Source organism: Thiomicrospira pelophila DSM 1534 (assembly GCF_000711195.1).
Taxonomy (GTDB): domain Bacteria; phylum Pseudomonadota; class Gammaproteobacteria; order Thiomicrospirales; family Thiomicrospiraceae; genus Thiomicrospira; species Thiomicrospira pelophila.
The window spans coordinates 1652655-1676913 of record NZ_JOMR01000001.1 but is presented as its reverse complement, the minus strand read 5'-3'; the positions used below and the strand labels follow the sequence as shown (position 1 = coordinate 1676913).

Here is a 24259-nt window from a genome sequence, read left to right as displayed (position 1 = left end):
ATTATTCCTTCTGTTAATTAAAGGGCGACATCGCCGGTTTCTTCAGTACGGATACGCACCGCTTGTTCGATCGGCATCACAAAGATTTTGCCGTCACCGATTTTGCCGGTGCGCGCGGCATTGCCAATCGCTTCAATTGCGGTATCAACTTTGTCATCGCTAATCGCGATTTCGAGACGTACTTTAGGAAGAAATTCGATCGCGTATTCCGCACCACGATAAATTTCAGTGTGACCTTTTTGGCGACCGAAGCCTTTTGCTTCTGTTACGGTCATGCCATGCACTTCGATGTCGTGCAGGGCTTCGCGTACGTCGTCCAGCTTAAAAGGTTTGATTATTGCCACTATAAGTTTCATACTTAGTAACCTCCATTTAGGGCTTGTTTTAAAGGCGTTCAGCCCTTTTTTATCACCCGTGTTGAAAAAAAGTTTCAGTTACAATAAGCTTTAGTTGTGCCTATTTTTATAAAACACATAAAATACAATAGGTTAGTTTTTAATTTAATGAAAATAAGTCATCTTTTTAATATTAAAAGAGCGGTCTTGTTTTTGATTGGTGCAAGGTGATTAAAGTTGGTGCATAAGACGATTGGATGGATAGCTCAGTGGCCTAAAATAGTGTGGGCTTTGGTGTTGCAGCTGTTGGCGATAGGCGCTTTGGCGCTGATAGTGAAGGGGTTAAGTTTTGTGATTTCGCCACCTTATCCAGATTGGGCACTTGTGCTGGGGCAAGCGACGATTGCAGCCTTGTTAAGTTGGCGCTTACCTTATTGGTGGCGTTGGATTCAGTTTATTATTCCTCTGGGGTTATATGCGGCCTTGTTGCTTAACGTGAGTCCGTTGTTGGCCTTGGTCTCGTTTGTGCTTTTGTGGCTAGTGTTTCGCAACAGTGTGGTGAATCGTGTGCCTTTATATCTGACCAATCAGATTACGCGTCAGGCCTTAAAAGAGTTGGTAAGTGATCGTACTGATGTTCTTTTTATTGATCTGGGTTGTGGCATGGGTCATAACGTAGTTTATATGAATGGTTTGACGAATGTGACCCAATCCGTGGGTGTCGAAACGGCTTGGTTGCCTTATTGGTGGGCAAAATTTCAAAGCCTGTTGAGCGGCGGGCAAGTATTCAGGCAGAATATCGACTCGGTGGATTTATCGCAATACAATCTGATCTATGCGTTTTTATCTCCCGAGCCTATGGCGCAGCTTTGGCGAAAGGTGCAGGCTGAGATGTCGCCCAACGCTTTATTTGTGAGTAATAGTTTTGCGATACCGGATGTGATTCCCGATGCGATTTGGCAGCTGGCCGATAAGCGTCAAACCGAATTATTTGTGTATAAAAAAGATTCGCCGAGCGAGTCAAACCAGGAGTTAAGTCATGCATGATGCGCGTTCATTAATCGAGTCGGTTACGCCTTGGAGTTTGTTTGTCGAACGTGAATATCAGCGTTATCCAGAACTGATCGAGCTCAATTATGAACGACTGTATCAACCGAATGAATTGGTAGCCGAATGCCGTGAAGCCTTATTGGCTTGTGAGTCGGAATTGGCACTCAAACAAATGCTACGCCAACTCAGACGTGAGCAGATGGTGCGTATTGCAGTGCGTGATTTGGCTGGTTTGGCGGATTTGAATGAAACCATGCGTGATGTTTCCGATTTGGCGGATGGCTTGGTGTCAGGCGCATTGGATTGGTTGTATCCACGTTTCTGCGAAAAATACGGCACACCAATTGGGCAGGAATCCGGTGAAGCTCAAACTTTAATTGTATTGGGAATGGGGAAACTCGGCGGCTATGAACTTAACTTTTCGTCCGATATTGATTTGATTTTTGTTTACGCTGAAAGCGGTCAAACGGACGGTGCGCGGGCGATGTCGAATGACCAGTTTTTCGCCAAACTAGGGCAGATGCTAAACAAAATGCTAACCGAAATGATGCCCGAAGGCATTGTGTATCGTGTGGATATGCGCTTGCGTCCATTTGGCGAGGCCGGCCCATTAGCGATAAGTTTTGCGGGTAGCGAGCATTATTATGAAATGCATGGCCGAGCGTGGGAGCGTTATGCACTAGTGAAAGCACGTGCAATAGCAGGGGATAGGGACAAGGCGCAAGAGTTATTTGAAATTTTGCGTCCGTTTGTTTATCGCCGTTATGTCGATTACACCGCGATGGATTCGTTACGTGATTTAAAGCGAATGATTAAAACCGAAGTGCGCAAGAAGAGCATGGAAAATAACATAAAGTTGGGGGCGGGCGGCATTCGCGAAATAGAATTTATCGTGCAAGCCTTCCAATTGGTGCATGGTGGCCGAGATAAGGTGCTACAAGGGCGTTCGTTATTACCCATGCTGCAATACTTGGCAGAGCAGGATTATATTGCGACCCAAGATGCTGAGGAGCTTAAAGCGGCCTATGTGTTTTTACGTCGTGCCGAAAATCGTCTGCAAGAATGGAACGACCAACAAACTCATGATCTACCTGATGACGAAGCGCAACGACAAGTGTTAGCCGAAGCCATGGGCTTTGCCAACTATGCGGAGTTTATGCAACAACTCAATGACTATCGCCAAATCGTACAACAGCACTTTGACGATGTGTTTGCTGAGGAAGCCGATGTGTGCGATTTAACGGATGCGTTGGCACAGGCATGGAAGGGACCGCTTGAAGATGACGCGCTGGTGATTTTGACGCAGTTTGGTTTCCATAAGCCGGGCGAAATTTTGAATTTATTGCGCCAATTTAAAAAGGCGCGCTCTGTCGGGCAGATGAGTGCCGAAGCGACCACTCGATTAGAGCACGTAATGCCGTTGTTATTAAAACAATTGGCTGGTCAGGAAGATAACCAAGAAATCGCATTGCAACGTGCCTTAAGTGTGATTGAAAGTGTGGTACGTCGCAGTGTGTATTTGGTGTTGTTAAAAGAAAACCCAGTCGCGTTGGCGCATTTAATTAAGTTGTGTGCGGCCAGTCCATGGTTAACGGATATGCTGGTTAAATATCCGGCCTTGATGGATCAATTGTTGGACCTGCGTAGTTTGTATCGACCACTTGAGTTAAAAGAATTACTCGCTGAAGCGCAAACCTTATTAACCACCTATGGTGATGACGAAGAGCAATTTATGTTGCAGCTGCGTCATTGGCGTCACGCCCAAGTATTCCGAGTGGGCGCAGGGGATATTACAGGACAAGTACCGGTGATGCATGTGAGTGATTATTTAACTTGGATTGCCGAAGCCGTGCTAAATGTTACACATGATTATGTTTGGCAGAAAATGACCGCCAAACATGGCTTGCCCGCTGGGCAATCTGAGTCGCCATTTTTGGTACTGGGTTATGGCAAGCTAGGTGGGATTGAGTTGGGCTATGGGTCAGATTTGGATGTGGTGTTTTTATACGACCTGGATGCAAGTGATGCAAAAACTCAAGCCAGCCAGGAAAATCAACGATCGCTGGATTACGCCACGTTTTTTACCCGCATGGGGCAAAAAATAATTTCGGTGCTGACGACCTTAATGCCGGCCGGTCAGTTGTATGAAATTGACACACGTTTACGCCCAAATGGCGCAAGCGGTTTGATGGTCATAACCTTAAAGAATTTTGAACAATATCAGAAAGAAAAAGCCTGGAACTGGGAGCATCAAGCTTTAATTCGAGCACGTGCGGTGGTGGGTTCCGATCAAGTTAGGTCACATTTTGAAGCGTTTAGGACAGCCTTCCTAACTCAGCCACGTGATGCGACCAAAGTTCAAGCTGAAGTAGCCGAAATGCGCCGCAAAATGCGAGAAGGGTTAGATAAGTCAAATGAACATGAGTTTGACTTAAAGCATGGAACTGGCGGGATTGTGGATATTGAGTTTATCGTGCAATATTTGGTTTTAGCCTTTGCGCATCAACAACCAGGCCTGGTGGTCTATTCCGACAATATGCGAATTTTGGATGAACTGAAAGATTCGGGTATTTTATCGAACGACGCGATTGAAAAATTACAAGATCATTATCGAACTTACCGAAGTGCGTATCATCGTTTAGCTTTACAAAAACAAAAGGCCATAGTGAGTGCCAAAGAATTTGTGATTGAACGCGCCGAGACAAGCGCGATATGGCATGAATTAATGGGTTAAATTTAGATTAATGATATTGATCAAATTAACTATTTTTACGGGTGTATTTTTTTGTAATTTAGACAGAATTAAGAAGATTTTTTTAGTTACGTTGTTATAATTAAATCTGGCTTAGTAGCCAGTAATATTAAATATTTTGGAGAATTTTTATGAAGAAGTTAGCATTTGCGGTAGCCGCCGCGTCGGTTCTATCTATGTCATCAGTTCATGCGCAGGATCGTGATTTTGGTCAGATTTATACTGACTGCGGGTTAGGTGGTTTGATTGGTGCGCAAATCGAAGATAAATCAACCGCTAATGTCATGGCGATTATCACCAACGTTACTTGGGATTTAGGTACAACTGCAATCAGTTCTAATTTAACTACACCTGAAAGCTGTGCAAATAACAAGGCTAAAATGGCTGCATTCATTCTTGAAACCTATCCACAGATCGAAGCCGATTTGGCAAAAGGTGAAGGCCAACATTTAACTGCGTTGTTAAATGTTGCGGGTTGTGATGCGAAGTCACATGCACAAGTTTCACAGGGTTTACGTGCTGATTTAGCGGCATCAGTATCAGCGGATAGCTACGCAACACAAACGCGTTTTGAGCAAGCGGAAGTATTGCATAGTCAATTAAGCCAGCGCGCTGCTGGTTCATGCTCTATCTAATTACAGATTGAGTCAGTTCAAAAAGGCAAGCAATAGCTTGCCTTTTTTATGGTTGAAATAAATATGTTTTTTTTTCGGGTTCCCCCTCTTTTTCTTCCCTTAGCCTCACTGCTATTTTCAAGCATTGCCATTAGTCAATCTTCCGGTGAGCATTATGTTGAGCGTGCACTGGCATTAAAACTGCAAAACAATGTCACTTGGCATAAGCTGTTGCATTACGACCCACTGCTTATGCGTAGTGAAGTCTTAACGGATTCGTTTTTTATCGCTGACTTCGGGCGAACCGATCCAAAACAGGAGCTTATTGCAACCTTAGAAGCCTATTTTTCAGATTTGAGTGATCATGATTCAATGCTGATACAGTGTCAATTCCCGGCTCGTTATTTATGGCTGGATCGCCAACTTAATTTGCCTGATTACAAGTTTAGACAACCAGCTTGTTCATCATTTGAACGTTGGGCTAAATTAGATGAAGTGCGCTCAATTAGCGCCATTATGGTAAGTGGTTACTTTGGGAATCCGGCCTCTACGTTTGGTCATTCGTTATTAAAGTTTAATAGTGACAAAACATCTCGTTATCTGGATTTGACGTTTAATTATGGCGCATTAGTGCCTGACGATGAACCGATTCTTCGATATATCTATAAAGGCATTCTCGGTGGGTATGAATCGGGCTTTTCAGATGGACATTATTACTCGCAAGATATGGTTTATTCACGTACTGAGTTTCGTGACATGTGGGACTATGAGCTTAATTTGTCAGAATATGAGCGTCATTTGATCATAAGCCATTTATGGGAAGTCGCGGGTAAAAAGTTTGATTATTATTTTTTGACTAAAAATTGCGCTTTTCGAATTGCGGAAGTATTGGAATTGGTTGAAGGCGATGATCACTTAACTAGTCGATCTAGCCTTTGGTACGCACCAGTCGAACTCTTTAACCGAATTGAGGATATTAACCAAAAAAAGTCGGGTAATTATATTCGCGACATAAGTTTTGTACCTTCCTATCAACGTAATTTATATGCGCGTCTAGATGATCTAAATGATTTGGAATTAATCTCGTTTAATCGTGCAATCGAGTTAGGAGATTTTGAGTTGGCTGAGTTAGATCAGGCATCTAAAATTAAGATTCTCAACAGCTTAATTAGCTATTATGAGTTTAAAGATGTAGGAATAATGGATGACAAAAACCACACCTTTAAACAACTGAAACGACAAGTTCTACTCAAGCGGCTAGCCTTACCCGTTGCGCCAGAAGATGAGATTGATATTCCGGCTTTACCATCGCCACAGGAAACCTCTCCGCCTATGATGTTTGGTGTTGGAATGCGTCACAGCGACCAACCTAATAATGCACAATCATTAAGTTTAAATTGGTCACCATTTTTTTTATGACACCGTTAGTTTGAATAGTCTGCAAGGCAGTGAATTGGTTGTGTTTGATGCAAAATTGCGTGTCAATGAAGACGAGGTTGAGCTTGAAGGGGTTGACCTGATTCGCTTAAGAAAAATGCCTGCATTTAACCCGGTTGAAGCGGAGCAAAAAGAGTGGGCGTGGACGGTTCAGCTTGGTGTAAAGCGTAATCAAACTGATGAATTGGCGGCCAATATTAAAACTGGCCTATTTGACGGGTTTACAATTGATAACGCTAAATATTTATATGGTGCAAATATTCGAGTCCAACCCAATAATGAATCGTTGGTTTATGCAGAGCCTTACTTAGCTTGGTATTACCAGCAAGAGCGATTTAAGGTTTGGTTTGAAGTTGCGCAAAGTTATGATTTAGATGCGGAAGATTGGACAACGCGGCCTTATTTAAAAGCTAGTTACTTCTTGACACCCAAGCATGCAATTCGTCTTGAAGCAAGCGATGAAGAACGTTCAAGCTTGATGCTTTCTTATCAGTATTTCCGATAGTTTGATGTCAGGCTTTTAAGGCGCTTCGCTAAAATTAATTTGGGGTCTTAATTCTCCGCGGAACCAATAACGCGCATTAAGCGATTGGTCACTAAGGTTCATTTCCACGCCGGTTTGAGGGGAGGGGATGAGGTTTGATACTTTTAAAGGCAAGTCAGGCCAGCTAATTTTTAACTCAACGTGTAGTGGGTAATAACCGTCTAAAAATTTACGCATAAATGGGCCGCGTTCAACTTTATAACCGTTTGCTTGTGGCGTCAGAGCATAGGTGTCGGCTCGAACGCAGATTTTCGCGCCTTTTTGTAAGCCATTCATTTGGATGCTTTTGTTTTCTACCCAGCTTAAATCTATGGCTTTATCTTCAAGAATGCTCAGGTTTTTTGTATGTTCTGGGTGGTAGACGATTTGCAAGCGAGCCACCGGGTCAAGGTTGTAATGACATTGGGTTAATTTGGCCCAACCTGTTGAGAGGGATTCGTGATTCAGTTCAATCTGATTGGTCATGTAATAATGTTCGGTCAAATCAAAAGGTGGCAAAAATCTAGTTTCAACAACTAGGTTATCTAATGCGCTCACCAACTCATTAAGTTCACTATCATCCAATAGCCAAGCGCGCTCTTGTGGTGTCAGGTCTGAGTAGTCGTCAACTTCAGCTTCGCGCGTTAACGCTAGATCAAGCGCATCATAAAAGGCTTTGGGTTGTTCCTCCCAGGGAAAGTGGGCACATTGTTGCAAAACTTGGCTATGCAATTTGGGCAGGATGGCTTGGTAGGCTTGTAAGCTTTCTGGCATGAGTAAATCTTGCTGACAGGTGATTAAGCTGATTGCACGATTTTGTGCCAGGGTTTGTAGAAGTTCGGCTTGAATGGGTTGGTTTTGATAGGCTTGCCAACCGGCATGATTAATCGCCATATTAAAGTCGTCCGTGCCAAATTGTTTGGCATATTCTTGACCTTGTTGAATATCATAAAAATAAGTGGGCAGAACTCGAGTAAGTTGGTGCTGAATGACCGTTTCGATAGTTGGGCTGTCAAAACTGAGTTCAAACTCGTCTGAATTTTGGCTAATTAAACCTGCTTGGCGAGCTTTGGTGTCAATGCGTTCGACTAAGTTTTGCATTGCGCTTAGGTTAGGGTCAACCGGGTTGAGTAAAATCAAACGTTGTATACGGTGAGGATGTTCGCGCGCATAAAGCTGCGCCATTAATGCGCCCCATGAATGGCCGATGAGAATAAACTGCGCGGCCTGTTCATGTTGGCGTAGACGATCTATATCTTTTATCCATTGGTTTATTAAGTCGCGCGGCACCGCTTCTTGCTGTTTGTTTTGACCGATACCGCGCATATCCATGCGTAATACGCGGTAATTGGTTGCTAGATGTTGTTGAATGGGGGTTAAGTTCCAACTGCTAAAGCCAGGGCCTCCGCCCAATAAAAGCACCACATTCTGATCTTGACCCTGCGATTGATAGGTTAGAGTTTTATCACCAGATTGAAAGCTGAGCTCTATAAGTTCGCCTTTAGCGCTGGCGGCCCAGCCTAAGCTTAAAACTAAGCTTAGGCTATAAATATAAAGTTTTAAACCTGGATAAGTCAGCCGCATTCATCACTCCCCTTGTGTCTTTATTATCTGAGGAGTTGGGTTTGGCTGCAATCAGAAGTTTTAGGCCGCTTGTTTGGTGTTCTTGATTAGCTTAAAACCGCTTACTTTGGTTTCGAGTCCGAGCACTTCTTCGATAATATGCGATGAGGTGGTGGATATTTGCTCGACCAGTGCGGCGTTTTGTTGGGTAGATTCGTCGATTTCGCTAAGCGCATCAGTGACTTCTTTAATGCCGTGGCTCTGGAGTTCGAGTGCTTTGTTCATTTTCAAAATCATCTTGGCAATGCCTTCAATTGAAGCGGTGTTTTGTTCAAACACACTTTGGGTTTGTTGACTTAATTGCATGCCGTGATCAATTCGTTGCATATTGGTATCGGTGACTTGACGGATTTGTTGGGCGGCTTCGGCGGACCGCTGTGCCAAGTTGCGAACTTCGGTCGCCACCACCGCAAAACCACGTCCGGCTTCACCAGCGCGAGCCGCTTCCACGGCCGCATTGAGTGCGAGTAGATTGGTTTGGAATGCAATGCTATCAATCAAACCGGTAATCTGCGCAATTTGTTGGCTGGCTTGTTGAATGTCTTGCATGGCTTGCACCATCTGCTCAACAATCACCAGGCCTGATTGCGAGTCTTGTTGGACTTGATCGGTTGAGTGGGTTACTTGGTTGGCTTCATTTAAGGTTTCGCGCACAGAACTTAACATCAGTGACATATTCGCACTGGTATTTTGCACAGCGGCGGCTTGTTTTTGCACGCGGTGATTAAGGTCTTGATTGCCCGAGCTGATCTCTTTAATTCCGTGTACCGCATGGTCGGTGGCGTGTTTGACGTCTTGTAACATATAACTCACGCTTTGTGCCATGTTCAACATGTGGGTGTTGAGTTCTTGCAGTTTACCTTCAAACTCGTGGTCGTTTTGGTGAGAAAAATCGCCTTGGCTGTAAGCTTTTAGCGCGATGGATTTGCTATTAATGGCGTTTTCTAAGCGTTCCAACGATTCATTAAGGTAACGCTTTAAATTGTGCAATTCTCCGGGCATATCAATTTCAACACGTTGTCCAAAATCACCAGCGCGCATCGCATGAGTAACATGGCGCACGCCATCAATCGCTTGTTTTTGCACGGATAAAGCATTCATCATGGCGTTAAGAACATGCGAAAATTGACCGGAATGGCTAGACAGGTCGATATTGATGGATAGTTCACCCGCTTCTAATGCATGACTGACCTGAGCGATTTCGTTTAAGGTCGCATCCACCGAATTGAGACTCTGGTTAAAGGCTTGACTCAGTAGTAATAAATCACCGTTGTAATTTAGGCTCATGCGTTGATCTGTTTCACCTTGAGCGAGAGAGTGGCTGACCGTCTTGATTTCATTTAATGCTTGAGAAACGGATTGTAATAAACCTTGCAGTGCTTGACTCATCTCAGCCAGTTCGTTTTTACCATTGAGGATTTTTGACTGATTAAATTGGCCGGTTTGTGCGACTTGTAATACTTGGTCGCGCATACGAATTAAGGGCTGGACAATCGAACGGCTAATGCTAAAGCTTAATGTTAGCAATACTAATACGGCGAAAATCCCGATTAAAATAAGACGATTTTCTTGCGTTAAACTCGCGCTTTCAAGCTGCTGGAGTGCGCTTAAACTTTGGTTTTGTAGGTCAGACATTAGGTCTAATAAAATCAGGTTGCCGGATTCGGATAGTTCGGCCAAGCTTTGATTGTTTTGTGACATGGTGGTGAGGGTGTCGCGCAAATCGCCAAAGGCATCCATGTATTCGGCATGGTGACTGTCTAAGTTGCGAGCGGCTTCACCGTTAAATAAATCCGCGCTAAAAGGTTCAACAATTTCTTTTACCAGCGGGCTGGCGGCAAAACCTAACCCTTGTTCGTCAAATTCTTGCTTAAGACTGGAGTCTTGGGTTGCAATCATTTTTGCGGCCAATAGTTGTGACTTTTCAAGACGTGTTTGCAACTCGTCTAAGTGAGTCACCAGGCCTGGTTGATCTTCGATAAGCGGCAAGACGTCTTTAAAATCTTGGCTGAGGTTATTCGCACTTAAATCTAAACCAAATTCAATTGATTGACCGATGCGTTCTTTCATAAACACATTTGAATTGGTGGATTTTTCGAGGTTTTGTAATACGCGATCAAGCGGAAACAGGGCTTGAATAATCGCGGTGTGTTTACCGGTGTGTTCTTCTGTAAACGCTAGAAAACCGGATTGGTCAAATTCAACTGACGCGCCTAGATCGGCGATTAGGCTATAAAGTGATTTTTTTTGTTGATCAATCATTTCATTAAAGGCTTGGCCGTGCGCTTCTGTGCCGGTCAGCACAAAGTTATTTGACTGCTGTAAGGTGGTGATGAAACCTTTATGAAATTCAGCGATACGCTTGGTAATTTTTTGCTCTTTATTAACTAACTGATTGGATTGTTGAGCCGACTGATGAGTCGCCAACCAAGAGGTTAGGGTGACAAAAGTGATAAAAACTAAGGTTAAAAATAGGTTTAACCAAAGTCGTGAACCAATTGTAAGGCGATTAAATATATTCATACGAAAGCGTCTCCAGAACAAGTTTCTTGTTGTGTTAGGGTTTAATTGGTTATTAAATTAGGCATCAAGTGCATTCAGGAGCGCCCAGGTATTGCCGCCTGAGTGCTTGGCTTGTTTTTTGGCTTTGGTGGCTAAACTGGCCAACTTTTGTTGATGCTCTATCAGGCCTGGTGGTACCACTAACACGCCGATGGATAAACTCATGATCGGAAAACGTTGCGTTTCGCCCTCGCGATTTTGACTTTGAATACCGCCATTTTTGATGTCTTCAGCGCTGTATAAGGTTTTCACTTGGGTATTAAATCGATCTAGCAAAACGTCGCAGACTTCAACAAAACTATCGGTTTTGGTGCGAATCAGAATAAAGTCATCCCCACCAATGTGACCTATAAAATCGTCGGCTCTTTGTGCCGAGTCCTGCACCAGGTGGGATACTAAACGAATCACATCATCGCCTTGCTCATAGCTGTAGTAGTCGTTGTAGGCTTTGAAATGATCAATATCGATATAAAAAACACAAAAACCGCGCTTTTGATGAATCAAGTTTTGCAGTTGTTTTTGGATCGGCACATTGCCCGGCAAGCCGGATAACGGATTAGCATATTGCGCGTTGCGAATTTTTAAGTCGGTGATTAAACGCAATAGATCCAAGAATCGCCCGCAACCGGCGTATTGATTGTACTTGGTGATAATGAACGCATCACCACGATGATTGTTTTTATGGTCGGTGATTAAGCGACTTAGAGTTTCAACTGGTGTGTGAATGTCGACCACGATAGGTTGACGATCCATAAATTTACTAATGGGTTTGCGGTGGTGTAAGTCGTGTCCGTAGCGTTGTGCAAGTAAATCCATGAGCTCACGACGCCATACCATGCCAAGGACGGTTTTATCTTCCACCACCGGTATAAAATCGAGGTGGTTATTTTTATGTAACAGTTGTGATACCCAATGCACTGGTGATAAAGGGTCAACCGATTCGGTTTCAATTAAAATCGCCGCTAACTCATTGCTGTAATCATGCAGAGTGGGGCTAGGATTGGTGTTCGGCCATTCGTAATGGAGTTTGGGTTGAACCTTGGGTTCTGGGCGGCGGAATAAAAATCCTTGCACATAATCAACCCCAATATCTTCGATAACACACAGGTCTTCCTCGGTTTCAATCCCTTCGGCGACCAGCTTGGTATTTAAGCCTTCGGCTAGGGTTTTGATGCTTTCAATAAAGTGACGCTTGTCTTTGCTTTGAGCGATACCGAGCACAAAGTGTTTATCAATTTTGACAAAATCTGGGCGCAATTCTGACCATAGACGCAATCCGTTATAGCCACCACCAAGATCATCCAACGCCACCTTGAATCCCATTTTTCGGTAGTGATTGATGGATTCAATAAATAAGTTAAAGTCTTCGACCGGCTGTAGCTCGGTAATTTCAATCACCACTTTGTCAACCGGCACACCCAGTTCATGCAAACAGTCCAGCGTCATACCTTGGCGATGACCACGCGCCATAATGGAGTTGACGGTGATGTTAATAAACAATAAGTCATCAGATTGTTGTTGCTGAAAAGACGCAATCGCGGTGCTGCGAGCCAACCAATCCATTTCAAATAAACAGCCACTTTTTTCAGCGGCTTGAAATAAATCTATCGGGCTGTGCAGACTTGAGTTAATCGGGCCACGAATTAAGGCTTCGTGTCCATAAATTAGACGGGACTTTAAATCAATAATTGGTTGAAACAAGGGGGTTAAGTTTCGATTTCTAAAAATACTAGACAGCTCTAAGCCAAGTTGTTTAGAAGATAGATTTCCCAGCATTTTATCCGCTATTGTGTCCATCTTGAGCTTGTCCATTTCAATTTTTTTAGAGAGGGTTTGTATCGGTCTCATAGATTGCTTAACTCCAATTTATAGGCGCAAATGTTAGCAATCACACATGACTGATTTGTTACGCTTAGATAGCGTATATATGACATTTATAAAATTTATACAATCGGCAGGGTCTTGAGTCTCGTGGTTATTCCCAGTCTGTCCAGTTAATTGGTGCAAGACCGCCTAGAAACTCGGTGGCAACCACTTGCCAGTCATAATGTTTAATACTTTGGGATATCGGTTCTCTTGTCAGTGCAAGTGCTTGCTGGATCGCTTGTTTCAAATCGTGATTTAAGGCGCCATTTAAACCTGGAGTGATAATGTCGATTGGGCCAGTAACCGGAAATGCTGCCACTGGAGTGTCACAAGCCATCGCTTCGATGTTAACCAGTCCAAAGGTATCTGTTAACGATGGAAAAACCATTACGTCAGCACTGGCATAGTATTGTGCGAGCTCCTTACCTTGTTTTGAACCTACAAAAACAGTGGTGGGGTAATGTTTCTCTAGAAATCCTTTTTGTGGACCGTCGCCCACTACTAATTTAGTACCTTGGAGATCCAGCGATAAAAATGCTTGAATATTTTTTTCAACCGCCAGGCGACCAACGTATAAGTAAATGGGTTTTTTATAGGGTAACTCAATCCGCTGTTGCGGATTAAAAATCCGTTTATCGACTCCTCGTCCCATCAAAACTAAATGTTGAAACCCATGTGATTGGAGTTCGTGCAAGATGGCTTGCGCCGGCACAAATGTAGCCTGCGATGGGGCATGAAATTTGGCCAAAAGCTTGTAAATCCAGCTTGAAGGAATGGGGGATCGCTTAGCGAAGTATTCTGGATATTTGGTGTGATAAGCGGTAGTAAAGGCTAGGTTATATTTTAAGGCAAGTCTACGGACACGCCAGCCAATGGTGCCCTCTGTAGCAATGTGAATTGCATCGGGTCGATAGTTTAATAGGCGCTTTTTTAAGTCTTTAGCTCTCCAAACAAGTGGAATGTCAGGGTAGGTTGGGAGCGGAATTTGGTTGTAATCGTAGGGGTGTATAACATCGACTTCAATTCCCTGTGCTTCTAAATGTTTGACCAAGTGACAAAGAGTGGTTACCACGCCATTTATTTGTGGTGACCAAGCATCGGTTACAAGGCTAATGCGTTTGATCGGTTTCACCGGATTTCATTCCACTTTATTTTGAGTAAGCATATCCTCAAAACTAACGGACTTATATTAAGTAAATATGACGAATCCTTGTCATAAATTGATCACTGTAGCGTCATTTTTTGGTCACGGCTACCTTCTAGCATAGTCTTAAATCAATCTATGGAGACAGTTATGCCATTTAAGCCCCAGCAATTACCTATCTGGATGAATGAACTCGACGTGCCTTTAGAAGACGCGAGCTCCGAGCCGGTAGATGTTAGGACTATTTGGGTGTCAGATGTGCACTTAGGATCTAAAGGGGCGCGTGCCGACGAGTTGGCGGAGTTTTTAAAGATCTATAACTGCGACACCTTGTTTTTAGTGGGCGACATTATTGATGGTTGGCGTATGCGCAAAAAGATTTATTGGCCTCAAGCGCATACCAATGTGATTCGTCGCATATTAACCCGAGCAAAACGTGGCACGAAGGTGATTTATATTACCGGCAACCATGATGATATGTTGCGGCGTTATTCAGGAATTGAATTTGGTAACGTATTTTTAACGGATGAATATATTCATACCTTAAAAAACGGTAAAAAGCTCTGGGTGATTCACGGCGATCAATTTGACGGCGTGGTGCAATGTCATCGTTGGTTAGCTTTTTTGGGCGACTGGGCTTATGAAACAGTATTGCATTTTAATCGCTGGTTTAACCACGTGCGTGCTCGGTTGGGCTTCGGTTATTGGTCTTTATCGGCTTACTTAAAATATAAAGTCAAACGTGCGGTCAATTTTATTAGTGATTTTGAAACCGCTGTCGCCAAAAGTGCGATTCAAAAAGGTGTACAAGGGGTGGTATGTGGCCATATTCATCACCCTGAAATCCGAGAGTTTGAAATGGGCGTGACCTATTACAATTGTGGTGACTGGGTTGAGTCGTTAAGTGCGTTGATAGAAGATCAAGACGGTGAGTTACACTTGGTGCGCTGGGCAAGATCAGAACAGACTAATTCAGAGCCACTTAATTCATAACCTCTCATACCACCAGGCCTGGTGGTATGTTTTTAATGTTGTTTAAGACTATCTAAATTCTATAATGGCGTCATATAACGCTGTTTTTTCTTGGGCTTAACCTTGTCTAATTCCACCATAATTAAACTATCAATGCAGTAGCCAAAATCCGCATCTTCGCTAAAGGCCATAAAGTGGCAACCTTTGTCATCGCAGAGTTCACTGTACTGCTTATAGAGAGTCGGCACTTTTACGCCAATTTGGTCAAGCTGATTATTTAAGCGTTTAAAACAGGTCGCGTAATCTTGTGCAAAATCCGTTTGCATTAGCTGCTGGGTTGGTTCGTTTAGTTTATAAGGTGTTTTGGCTTGGGCTAAATGTGACCAGCTGCCAAACTGTTGCTGGTAAAAGCCGATGATTTTTTGTTTGGCTTCTTCAGGATAAGCGGCGCTTAAACTTACCGGACCAAACAAGTACTTAATCTCTGGATGTGTCGCAATATAAGCCCCAATCCCGTACCAAAGGTAGTCTAAACTGCGTAAACCCCAATAACGTGGTTGTACAAAGCTTCGCCCCAGCTCAATCGCGTCATTTAAATAAGGTTCGGTGTCTGGCTGAAAATCGAACAAGCTATGGGTGTAAAACCCTTTTAAACCATGGCTTTCGATAATTTTTTTGCCTTCGCCAATTCGGTATGCGCCGACAATATCCAAGGCTTCGTCATCCCATAAAACTAGGTGACGATAATAGGTGTCGTATTTATCCAAATCCAGACTCGTACCCGTGCCTTCTTCAACCGTGCGGAAGGTGAGTTCGCGTAAACGACCAATTTCGTGCATGACCGGCGAATCTTCTTCATAGTCGTATAAATAAATAATCTTGCCGTCGCTGGTTTGGCCGAGTTTTTGAGCTTTTTTTAAGGTTTGTCTAAGGGCTTTACGGTCAACCGGGTGAGCCACTGTTATTTCACCGTCAAATAACGAATTTTTAGCCAGCTTTTTGGGTTTTTCTAATCGGTATAGATGTTTGCGAAAGCGTGCCGCCAATTGTTTTTTATTGAGGTCTAGGGCTTGCACGGCTTTCCATTTAATCGGTTTGCCAATGTGAAAGCTGATTTCTTGATCGTCTTTATTAAACATCTCTTGCACTAGCATCATGGTGCCGATGGGTTTGTAGATGGCGGATAGGCTGTAAAACAAAGCCGAGTTTCTGGCTTCAACTAAGATCGGCAGGATAGGGGCGTTGGTTTTTTTGGCCAAACGCAAGAAACCGGTTTTCCATTTGCCATCTCGCACTCCATTCGGACGAATACGTGATACTTCGCCAGCAGGGAAAATAATGAGGGCCTGCTCGTTTTCAAGTGCGTTTAGCATGGTTTTATATTGAGCTTTATGTGACGCCTTGCTGGATAAATTGTCGACCGAAATAAATAAGGATTGGATGGGTTCGAGTTGTGCCAACAACTCATTAGCGACGATGCGCACATCCGGGCGCACGGTGCGAACCAATTTAAGCAATGCTAAACCATCAAGCGAACCAATAGGATGGTTGGCGATGATAATGACTTTGCCTTCAGACGGAATCGAATAGAGCTGGCGCGCATTCACCTGGTAGCTGAAATTAAAGTGCTCCAATACTTTGTCCAAAAACGCAAAACCACGCAAATGCTGATGGGTTTCAATAAATTGATTAATTTCATCTTGGTGAGTCAAAGCTTTGAGTAGTTTCATAATAAGCTTGGCACCAGGGCGAGTGGTTAAATCTGGAAAGTGTTGTTGCAGGCTAGCTTCTAGATTGAGCATGCGGATTCTCACGATGGTTAATTTCCATCGGAGTATGCGCTAGCAATGTGACAAATAGGTGACGCTCATGTGAGGATTTTATGATTTGACAGGGAATTGAGGTTGGCTTTATTTAGATGCTTAAAACAAAAAACCCGCCGAAGCGGGTCTTAAGTAAACTAAATCAATCTAGCGCGAATGGCTTACATAGAGTAATACATATCGAATTCGATTGGGTGAGTGGTGGCACGCATGCGTGTTACTTCTTCCATTTTTAGTTTGATGTACGAGTCAATAGCTTCATCCGTAAACACGCCACCAGCTTTTAAGAATTCACGATCTTTATCAAGTGCATCCAAAGCTTCTTCAAGTGAAGCACACACAGTGTTATAAGTCGCTTCTTCTTCTGGCGGTAGGTCATACAAATCTTTTTCTGCAGGCTCGCCCGGATCAATTTTGTTGATGATACCGTCAAGGCCAGCCATTAATGACGCAGCAAACGCTAGGTAAGGGTTAGCTGTTGGGTCAGGGAAACGTAATTCAACACGACGCGCACGTTCAGAAGGTGCGTATGGAATACGGATCGAAGCTGAACGGTTAGAGCCTGAGTAAGCCAATAAGATCGGCGCTTCAAAGCCTGGAACCAAACGCTTGTATGAGTTAGTGCCTGGGTTAGTGAAAGCGTTTAGAGCACGTGCATGTTTCATCAAACCACCGATGTACCATAAAGCTTCTTGTGATAAACCAGAGTACACATCTCCCGCGAAAATGTTTTTTCCGCCTTTGTTTAGAGACATGTTGATATGCATGCCTGAACCGTTATCACCAACGATTGGTTTCGGCATAAAGGTTGCGGTTTTACCAACTGCGTGACAAGTGTTGTGTACCGCGTATTTCAAAATCTGAACTTCGTCGGCTTTCTTAGTTAGGGTGTTACCTGCTACGGCAAGCTCGCACTGACCAGCCGCGGCCACTTCGTGGTGGTGAGCTTCAATTTTAAGACCCATAGCTTCAGCCATGGCACAAATATCAGCACGTACTTCATGCAACTGATCAACCGGTGGTACTGGGAAATAGCCACCTTTAACACGTGGGCGGTGCCCCATGTTGCCGTCGGTGTAAACTTTTTCAGTGTTCCAAGCGGCTTCATTACCGTCGATCTTAACGAAAGAGCCAGACATATCTGCACCCCAACGAACGTCATCAAAAATGAAGAATTCTGGTTCTGGACCAAAGAAAGCGGTGTCGGCAATACCGGTCGATTGTAGGTAGACTTCGGCTTTTTTAGAGATGCCACGAGGGTCTTTCTCATAAGGTTCAAGCGTTGAAGGTTCAACGATCATGCAACGAATGATGATAGTTGGATCATTGGTGAATGGGTCTAAATAAAAACCATCAGTTTGTGGCATTAAAACCATGTCAGAACTTTGGATGCCTTTCCAACCACGAATAGATGAGCCGTCAAAGTTGTGGCCGTCTTCAAAAAACTCATCGTCTACTTCATGAGCCGGAATGGTGACGTGTTGTTCTTTACCAATTGAATCCGTGAAGCGCAAGTCAGCCCATTTCACATCTTGTTCTTTGATAAGGTCAATAATTGTTTGTGGCATAGCATTATCCTTCGTTGGTTTTTTTATATGGGTTTGTAAAATTCTTTATCAAATATTAGCGCGAACCATGCCAGTTTGCGAGACAAAATTTAATTTTTCTTAAGTTGCTGTTTTTATTAATTTAATCTTTTCTGGTTTTATATCGCTGGTTAAGTTTTGGCCGGTTGAGCTGTCTTGTTTTGGTGCATAGGACTATTCTTTTTGGTGCAGCTTGCTGAGCCCGATTTTGATTGTTTTCAGCTTTGTTACAGATTGCAATAAAACTGTAATATTTGCTGGTTATAGTGTGCGCACGAATTATAAATTGAACGAATTCAGCAAGGTAAATTTTATATGAGCGGACAGACTAAGCAAGCTTTACAGCAAACGCTGAGCGGCCCCACGTTTAAAAAACGCATGATGCGCCGCCGACTAAAAGATCATACCGCCAAATATGGTATCAGTGTAGGTGGGGTCGGTATTATTTTTGCCGTTTTCTTAATTATGTTTTTCTTGTTGTACGTGGTTCTACCGATGTTTGTGCCGGCGACGATGGACAAGCGTAACGTGTTTAGTCTGCCTGGCGGCACGGATGATCCTAGTGTTTATTATGCGGTGGATGACTATAAAGAAGTGGCGGTGCGTTTGACTGAGTCTGGACGAATATTGGGTATCAATCTTCGTGATGGTGAATTGTTGCTGGATCAACAAGCCCCCACAGGAGGAGCCAAAGTAACCAGTTTTTCAATCGCAAATGAACCTGCAAATGTGTTTGCTTATGGCCTATCAAACGGTCATGTTTTGGTGGGTCAAATAAAGATGGAAGTGACCTATCCGGATGATGTGCGAACCATCACACCAGTATTAGAGTGGCCGTTTGGGGATGAGTCGGTACAGTTGTTGGACGAAGCCGTCAGTCAGCTCGCGGTGCGTGATAGCGATAGCCGCATGATGCTAGTGGCCAAGCCGCAGGACGCGACAACCGTTTCAATCCGAACCTATAGCAAAACCAGTTCATTTTTAACGGACTCCACTGAGTTGGAATACGACGGTCAGTCGAATGTTTCACTCGACTTTGATGCGGATCATATTATGTTGGGTGGACGCATGCGTGATTTGGTGTTGGTGTCGAACCAAGGTCATGCCGAATATTATAATATTGCGGATATTCAAGAGCCTATGAAACTTCAGTCTTTTGAAATTACTAACCCAGGGGAAAGTATTACTGCGGCTCGGTTTTTAACGGGTAATTACTCGATGATGTTTGGTACCAATCAAGGCCGTATTTTGCAATGGTTTCCGGTGCGGGATGATAATAACGATTTTTCGATTAAGCAAATTCGCGAATTTCAACGCGGCCAATCACCTATCGTAAGCATTGGGATTGAAGATGCGCGCAAAGGTTTTGCGGTAGGTGACGAATCCGGCACGTTTAATTTATATCACTCAACCGCCCATCGTCATTTGCGCTCAATGCAAGTGTCCGATGATCCTTTAACCATGATCCGAATTTCACCTCGCGCAAATGGAGCGGTGGTTGAAACCGAAGCCGGCGAATTAGTGGTGTATGACATTAAAAATAACCACCCTGAAGTCTCCATGGAAAGTATTTGGTCGAAGGTCTGGTATGAAGGTTATGAAGAACCTACTCACACTTGGCAGTCTTCTTCTGGTACGAGTGATTTTGAGCCTAAGTTTTCCTTAACGCCTTTAACATTCGGCACGATTAAAGCCGCACTTTACTCAATGTTGTTTGCGGTGCCGATTGCGATTTTTGCGGCCATGTATACCGCCTTTTTTATGGATAAGAAAACGCGCCAATGGATTAAGCCCTCGGTTGAACTTATTGAAGCCTTACCAACGGTTATTTTGGGCTTTTTAGCCGGTCTGTGGTTGGCGCCTTATATGGAGGCAAATCTGCCTGGATTCTTTGCCATAGTCGTGATTGTTCCCTTGGGTATTATTGGCTTTGGTTTGCTCTGGTCTCGTTTACCTGAAAAGTGGCAGTTAATTGTGCCGGTTGGACGACGAGCCATCTTAATGCTGCCGGTTATCGCGTTTTTAGGTTGGTTCTCCTTATCCTTAAGTGGCCCGTTGGAGGTCGCTTTCTTTAACGGTGATATGCGCAGTTGGTTAACCGAAAGCGCGGGTATCGATTTTGACCAGCGTAATGCGATGGTTATCGGCTTTGCGATGGGCTTTGCCTTAATTCCAACTATCTTTTCAGTGGCGGAAGATGCGATTTATAGTGTGCCGTCTTATTTGGTAAACGGCTCTTATGCGTTAGGTGCGAGTGGTTGGCAAACCCTAACCGGCGTGGTGCTACCCACCGCCAGCCCGGGTATTTTCTCCGCTATCATGCTGGGATTTGGGCGTGGCGTGGGGGAAACCATGATTGTGTTAATGGCCTCTGGTAACACGCCATTAATGGACGTGAATATATTTGAAGGTATGCGAACTTTATCGGCCAATTTGGCTGTGGAAATGGGCGAAACCGAAGTGGATAGTACGCATTATCGGGTGTTGTTCTTAGCCGGCTTGGTGCTGTTTATCTTTACCTTCTTTTTTAACACCCTGGCAGAAGTGGTGCGTCAGAGAATGCGCCGTAAATACGGCTCACTATAAGTTTTATAAAGGATAGATTCTGATGAAAGCATGGTTTAACAAAGGTGAACACTGGGTTTGGTTTAGTGCCTCTGCGGTGAGTGTAGCGGTCGTACTGGTGTTTGGCCTATTAATGTTGATTGCCGTTCGTGGCTTAAGTCATTTTTGGCCACATGAAGTCTATAACTTTGAAATGGCGGCTTCAGCACCAGCCCAATCGGAAGTGGTGACGGGTGAAATCCACAACACGCGCATTAAAGAGTTTGATAATCCAGACAAGCCGGGTTTTAAAGTTAAAGAACCCCAGTTGTTGATTAAAACTGGCAACCGCGACTTATATGGTTTGGATTTCCGTTGGATTAGCGAAAAAGACATTAATAACCAGGCCTGGTCCTTGGCGCAGGGTATTACGGTGATTGAGCGTCACGAGTGGGGCAATCTATACGGTTATGTGCATGAGGTGAGAAAAAACGGCGAAGTGGTAGCGGCGGGTGAAGGCGTAGAGGAAGCCTTAGCTAAGCGTATCGCGGCTTCAGAAAAACTGCGCACTAAAATAAATGCGATTGAAAAGATGGATGTGGGCGCGATCAACTACCAGCTGCAATCGCTTCGCTATGAACAACGAAAGTTAGAAATGGCGAATAGCTTTACCCAAGCCGATGCCCAGCGTATTGAACAGGAAAAAGCCAAATTAGAGGCGCAGTATCAAACCCTGAAAGCGGGCCTGGATGAAATGTATACCGAGTTAAATCAACAAGGTGAGGCCACGATCATGGTCGCGGGTGGCCAACAAGTTCAAGTACCTATTAAAAACATGGTGCGCTCATGGCAGCCGAATGAAATGCGTTTTGATCAAAAGTTTGGGTTTTTCATGGGCTCGATTGGTCACTTCCTATTTGATAATCCGCGCGAAGCAAATACTGAAGGCGGTGTTTTCCCCGCTATTGTTGGTACCTTAACCATGGTGGTGTTAATGACCTTGTTTGTTATGCCAATGGGCGTGATTGCCGCGATTTACATGCGTGAGTATGCACGTGAAGGTTGGCTATTACGTTTGGTTCGTATCTCGATTAATAATTTGGCCGGGGTGCCATCCATTGTATTTGGTATTTTTGGTTTGGGCTTTTTTGTGTATGTCTTGGGTCATTCAATTGACCAGATGTTTTATAGCTATGCCTTACCAACCCCAACATTTGGTACACCAGGCCTGCTTTGGGCGGCGCTAACCATGGCGTTACTTACCTTGCCGGTGGTGATTGTGTCTACTGAGGAAGGTTTGTCACGTGTGCCACGTGCTTTGCGGGAGGGCGGCTTAGCCTTGGGCGCGACTCGCGCTGAGGTGATTATGCGCATCGTGTTGCCCTTAACAACGCCGGCTATTATGACGGGGCTGATTTTAGCGATTGCGCGCGCCGCGGGTGAAGTTGCGCCTTTGATGTTGGTGGGCGTGGTTAAGTTGGTATCTGAATTACCGGTCAGCTTGAATGCACCGTTTGTGCACTTGGATCAAAAGTTCATGCATCTAGGTTTCCATATTTATGATGTCGGCTTCCAAAGTCCAAATGTTGAAGCATCTCAGCCGTTGGTTTACGCGACCTCTTTATTATTGGTGTTGGTGATTGTGTCGCTGAATTTAGGCGCGATTTCGATTCGAAATCGTCTGCGTGAAAAATATAAAGCGTTAGAAAATTAATAGCCGTCGAACCACCAGGCCTGGTGGTTCGACCCGGCCAACTGATACTAAGCACGAATTAAGTTATTAAAGGATTAAAGCATGAGCGAAAAAACGATTAGTCTAGCCATGGGGCATGATCATCGCGGCTTGTCGTTAGAACAAGAAAAAGTCGCCATCGAAGTGAGAGACTGGAACTTGTTTTACGGCAAATCACAGGCGTTAAACAACATTAATATGGATTTACCGGAAAACCGCGTTACCGCATTTATCGGCCCGTCCGGTTGTGGTAAATCGACCTTATTACGTTGCTTTAACCGAATGAACGATCTAATTGATATCGTAAATATTGATGGAAAAATGCATTTGCACGGTCAAGACATGTATGCCAAGGAATTGGATGTGGCGGAAATCCGCCGTCGCATTGGCATGGTGTTCCAAAAACCTAATCCGTTTCCAAAATCAATTTACGAGAACGTCGCCTATGGCTTAAGGCTGCAAGGTGTTAATGACAAAAAAACCTTGGATGAGACGGTTGAGTGGGCCCTGAAAGGTGCGGGTTTATGGAAAGAAGCTAAAGATCGTTTAAATGATAATGCGTTGGGTTTATCGGGTGGTCAGCAGCAGCGTTTGTGTATTGCGCGTGCGATTGCGGTTCAGCCAGAAGTGTTATTGCTAGACGAACCGACTTCGGCGCTCGATCCCATTTCGACCTTGGCGATTGAAGAATTGATCTTCGAGCTTAAGAAAGATTTCACCATCTTAATCGTGACACACAACATGCAACAAGCGGCACGTGTATCAGATTACACCGCGTTTATGTATATGGGTGAATTGATTGAATACAGTGATACGGATTCTTTATTTACCAATCCGCAAGTTAAGCGTACAGAAGACTACATAACCGGTCGTTATGGTTAAGATGATAAAACTAATAATATAAGGATCAGAAGCATGGAACGTAAAGAATTTGGAACACATGTCTCCGCCAGCTACAACCAGTATTTAGAAGATCTTTTTAATCTGGTGCTTGAAATGGGCGGCATGGTTGAAAAACAACTGTCGTCTGCACTCAGTGCGGTACAAAATGCCGACGTGGCTCTAGCGAAAGAAGTGATTCAATTAGACAAATTTATCAATCGTGAAGAAATTGAAATTGACCGACTTTGTTCACGTGTATTGGCTCGTCAGCAACCTACGGCATCAGACTTGCGTCTGGTCATCTCCGCGATCCGAATTGGATTAGATTTAGAGCGTATGGGTGATGAAGTGGTTAAGATTGCGAAACTGGTGGTGCATTTAGATAAAATTGGTTCGGATGCGTGTCTTAATCTTCAAGGCTACAAAGAGTTAATCGAAATTTCCGCTCATGGCATGAACATGCTCAAGGATGTTCTAAACGCCTTTTCACGCTTAGATTTACCTAGCTGTGTTGCGATTATTCGTGAAGAAGAACAGGTGGATGTGATCTATAAAAATGCGGTAGTCGAAGTGACCGAGCGTTTTAAAGACAGTGATAGCGATATTGAGTGTTTATTGGAATTGATTTATGCTCTAAAGGCGAGTGAACGTATTACGGACCATGCCTGCAATATTGCTGAAATTATTGTCTACCTGGTTAATGGTAAAGAATTGCGCAATATGGATTCAGAACGTATGGCCGAGATGTTAGTTGAACTTAATCGTTCTTAACGCAAGTTGGGTGATCTATGAAAGATTCGCTCATGATAAAAGG

Annotated in this window: 17 protein-coding genes; 10 read left to right on the top strand and 7 right to left on the bottom strand. The window is 43.9% G+C overall.

Annotated features, from left to right (window positions below; genetic code table 11):
* Positions 1–17 precede the first annotated feature (17 nt).
* Positions 18–356 (bottom strand): P-II family nitrogen regulator, encoded by a 339-nt coding sequence (locus tag N746_RS0108035; protein ID WP_029935583.1) that lies wholly within the window; start codon positions 354–356, stop codon positions 18–20.
* Between the two features lie 219 nt (positions 357–575).
* Here N746_RS0108035 and N746_RS0108030 point away from each other — a divergent pair, with 219 nt between their 5' ends.
* From N746_RS0108030 to N746_RS0108010, 5 genes are all read left to right on the top strand, one after another.
* Positions 576–1382, top strand: coding sequence for a hypothetical protein (locus N746_RS0108030; RefSeq protein WP_245603353.1), 807 nt, complete (start codon positions 576–578; stop codon positions 1380–1382).
* Positions 1375–4119, top strand: a complete 2745-nt coding sequence (gene glnE, locus N746_RS0108025; protein ID WP_029935580.1) for a bifunctional [glutamate--ammonia ligase]-adenylyl-L-tyrosine phosphorylase/[glutamate--ammonia-ligase] adenylyltransferase — start codon at positions 1375–1377, stop codon at positions 4117–4119. Before N746_RS0108030 ends, glnE begins: the two co-directional genes overlap by 8 nt.
* Positions 4120–4268: 149 nt before the next feature.
* Positions 4269–4772 (top strand): DUF3015 family protein, encoded by a 504-nt coding sequence (locus N746_RS0108020; protein ID WP_051678587.1) that lies wholly within the window; start codon positions 4269–4271, stop codon positions 4770–4772.
* Positions 4773–4835: 63 nt separating this feature from the next.
* Entirely contained in the window at positions 4836–6170 is a 1335-nt protein-coding gene (locus tag N746_RS0108015) for an Lnb N-terminal periplasmic domain-containing protein (protein WP_162173035.1), read from the top strand.
* A 10-nt stretch (positions 6171–6180) separates the two neighbouring features.
* Positions 6181–6693 carry a DUF7840 domain-containing protein gene (locus N746_RS0108010; protein WP_156018308.1) on the top strand — a complete coding sequence of 171 codons (513 nt, stop codon included), beginning with the start codon at positions 6181–6183 and terminating at the stop codon, positions 6691–6693.
* Between the two features lie 15 nt (positions 6694–6708).
* On the opposite strand, the gene N746_RS0108005 is transcribed toward N746_RS0108010, so the two are convergent.
* The 4 genes from N746_RS0108005 to N746_RS0107990 form a co-directional block, all read right to left on the bottom strand.
* Positions 6709–8295 carry an alpha/beta hydrolase gene (locus N746_RS0108005; protein WP_051678586.1) on the bottom strand — a complete coding sequence of 529 codons (1587 nt, stop codon included), beginning with the start codon at positions 8293–8295 and terminating at the stop codon, positions 6709–6711.
* Positions 8296–8355: 60 nt separating this feature from the next.
* Positions 8356–10857, bottom strand: coding sequence for a methyl-accepting chemotaxis protein (locus tag N746_RS0108000; protein WP_029935570.1), 2502 nt, complete (start codon positions 10855–10857; stop codon positions 8356–8358).
* A gap of 57 nt (positions 10858–10914) precedes the next feature.
* Positions 10915–12744 (bottom strand): GGDEF domain-containing protein, encoded by a 1830-nt coding sequence (locus N746_RS0107995; RefSeq protein WP_245603351.1) that lies wholly within the window; start codon positions 12742–12744, stop codon positions 10915–10917.
* Positions 12745–12871: 127 nt separating this feature from the next.
* Positions 12872–13894: a glycosyltransferase family 4 protein gene (locus N746_RS0107990; protein ID WP_051678585.1), complete on the bottom strand. Its 1023-nt coding sequence runs from the start codon at positions 13892–13894 to the stop codon at positions 12872–12874.
* A 162-nt stretch (positions 13895–14056) separates the two neighbouring features.
* Between N746_RS0107990 and N746_RS0107985 the strand changes: the two genes are divergently transcribed.
* Complete coding sequence (locus N746_RS0107985) at positions 14057–14899, top strand: metallophosphoesterase (protein WP_029935564.1); 843 nt, start codon at positions 14057–14059, stop codon at positions 14897–14899.
* A 59-nt stretch (positions 14900–14958) separates the two neighbouring features.
* Here N746_RS0107985 and olsF read toward each other — a convergent pair whose 3' ends face one another.
* Together olsF and glnA are read right to left on the bottom strand one after the other, a co-directional pair.
* Positions 14959–16692 (bottom strand): bifunctional ornithine lipid synthase OlsF, encoded by a 1734-nt coding sequence (gene olsF, locus N746_RS0107980; RefSeq protein ID WP_342662265.1) that lies wholly within the window; start codon positions 16690–16692, stop codon positions 14959–14961.
* 170 nt (positions 16693–16862) lie between these two features.
* Entirely contained in the window at positions 16863–18269 is a 1407-nt protein-coding gene (gene glnA / locus N746_RS0107975) for a type I glutamate--ammonia ligase (protein ID WP_029935560.1), read from the bottom strand.
* 333 nt (positions 18270–18602) lie between these two features.
* On the opposite strand from glnA, the gene N746_RS0107970 reads away from it, so the two are divergent.
* The 4 genes from N746_RS0107970 (at position 18603) to phoU (ending at position 24216) form a co-directional block, all read left to right on the top strand.
* Positions 18603–20873, top strand: a complete 2271-nt coding sequence (locus tag N746_RS0107970) for an ABC transporter permease subunit (protein ID WP_029935558.1) — start codon at positions 18603–18605, stop codon at positions 20871–20873.
* Between the two features lie 22 nt (positions 20874–20895).
* Positions 20896–22545: a phosphate ABC transporter permease PstA gene (pstA, locus tag N746_RS0107965; RefSeq protein ID WP_029935556.1), complete on the top strand. Its 1650-nt coding sequence runs from the start codon at positions 20896–20898 to the stop codon at positions 22543–22545.
* 108 nt (positions 22546–22653) lie between these two features.
* Complete coding sequence (gene pstB / locus N746_RS0107960; RefSeq protein ID WP_281169746.1) at positions 22654–23445, top strand: phosphate ABC transporter ATP-binding protein PstB; 792 nt, start codon at positions 22654–22656, stop codon at positions 23443–23445.
* Positions 23446–23478: 33 nt separating this feature from the next.
* The gene (gene phoU, locus N746_RS0107955; RefSeq protein WP_029935552.1) at positions 23479–24216 is read left to right on the top strand and encodes a phosphate signaling complex protein PhoU; all 738 of its coding nucleotides are present in this window, start codon (positions 23479–23481) and stop codon (positions 24214–24216) included.
* The last annotated feature ends 43 nt before the right edge of the window (positions 24217–24259 follow it).

Coding starts and splice junctions, on each gene's coding strand:
- N746_RS0108035 (WP_029935583.1), bottom strand. CDS start 356: ATGAAACTTATAGTGGCAATAATCAAACCTTTTAAGCTGGACGACGTA.
- glnE (WP_029935580.1), top strand. CDS start 1,375: ATGCATGATGCGCGTTCATTAATCGAGTCGGTTACGCCTTGGAGTTTG.
- N746_RS0108020 (WP_051678587.1), top strand. CDS start 4,269: ATGAAGAAGTTAGCATTTGCGGTAGCCGCCGCGTCGGTTCTATCTATG.
- N746_RS0108015 (WP_162173035.1), top strand. CDS start 4,836: ATGTTTTTTTTTCGGGTTCCCCCTCTTTTTCTTCCCTTAGCCTCACTG.
- N746_RS0108005 (WP_051678586.1), bottom strand. CDS start 8,295: ATGCGGCTGACTTATCCAGGTTTAAAACTTTATATTTATAGCCTAAGC.
- N746_RS0108000 (WP_029935570.1), bottom strand. CDS start 10,857: ATGAATATATTTAATCGCCTTACAATTGGTTCACGACTTTGGTTAAAC.
- N746_RS0107995 (WP_245603351.1), bottom strand. CDS start 12,744: ATGAGACCGATACAAACCCTCTCTAAAAAAATTGAAATGGACAAGCTC.
- N746_RS0107985 (WP_029935564.1), top strand. CDS start 14,057: ATGCCATTTAAGCCCCAGCAATTACCTATCTGGATGAATGAACTCGAC.
- glnA (WP_029935560.1), bottom strand. CDS start 18,269: ATGCCACAAACAATTATTGACCTTATCAAAGAACAAGATGTGAAATGG.
- N746_RS0107970 (WP_029935558.1), top strand. CDS start 18,603: ATGAGCGGACAGACTAAGCAAGCTTTACAGCAAACGCTGAGCGGCCCC.
- pstA (WP_029935556.1), top strand. CDS start 20,896: ATGAAAGCATGGTTTAACAAAGGTGAACACTGGGTTTGGTTTAGTGCC.
- pstB (WP_281169746.1), top strand. CDS start 22,654: ATGGGGCATGATCATCGCGGCTTGTCGTTAGAACAAGAAAAAGTCGCC.
- phoU (WP_029935552.1), top strand. CDS start 23,479: ATGGAACGTAAAGAATTTGGAACACATGTCTCCGCCAGCTACAACCAG.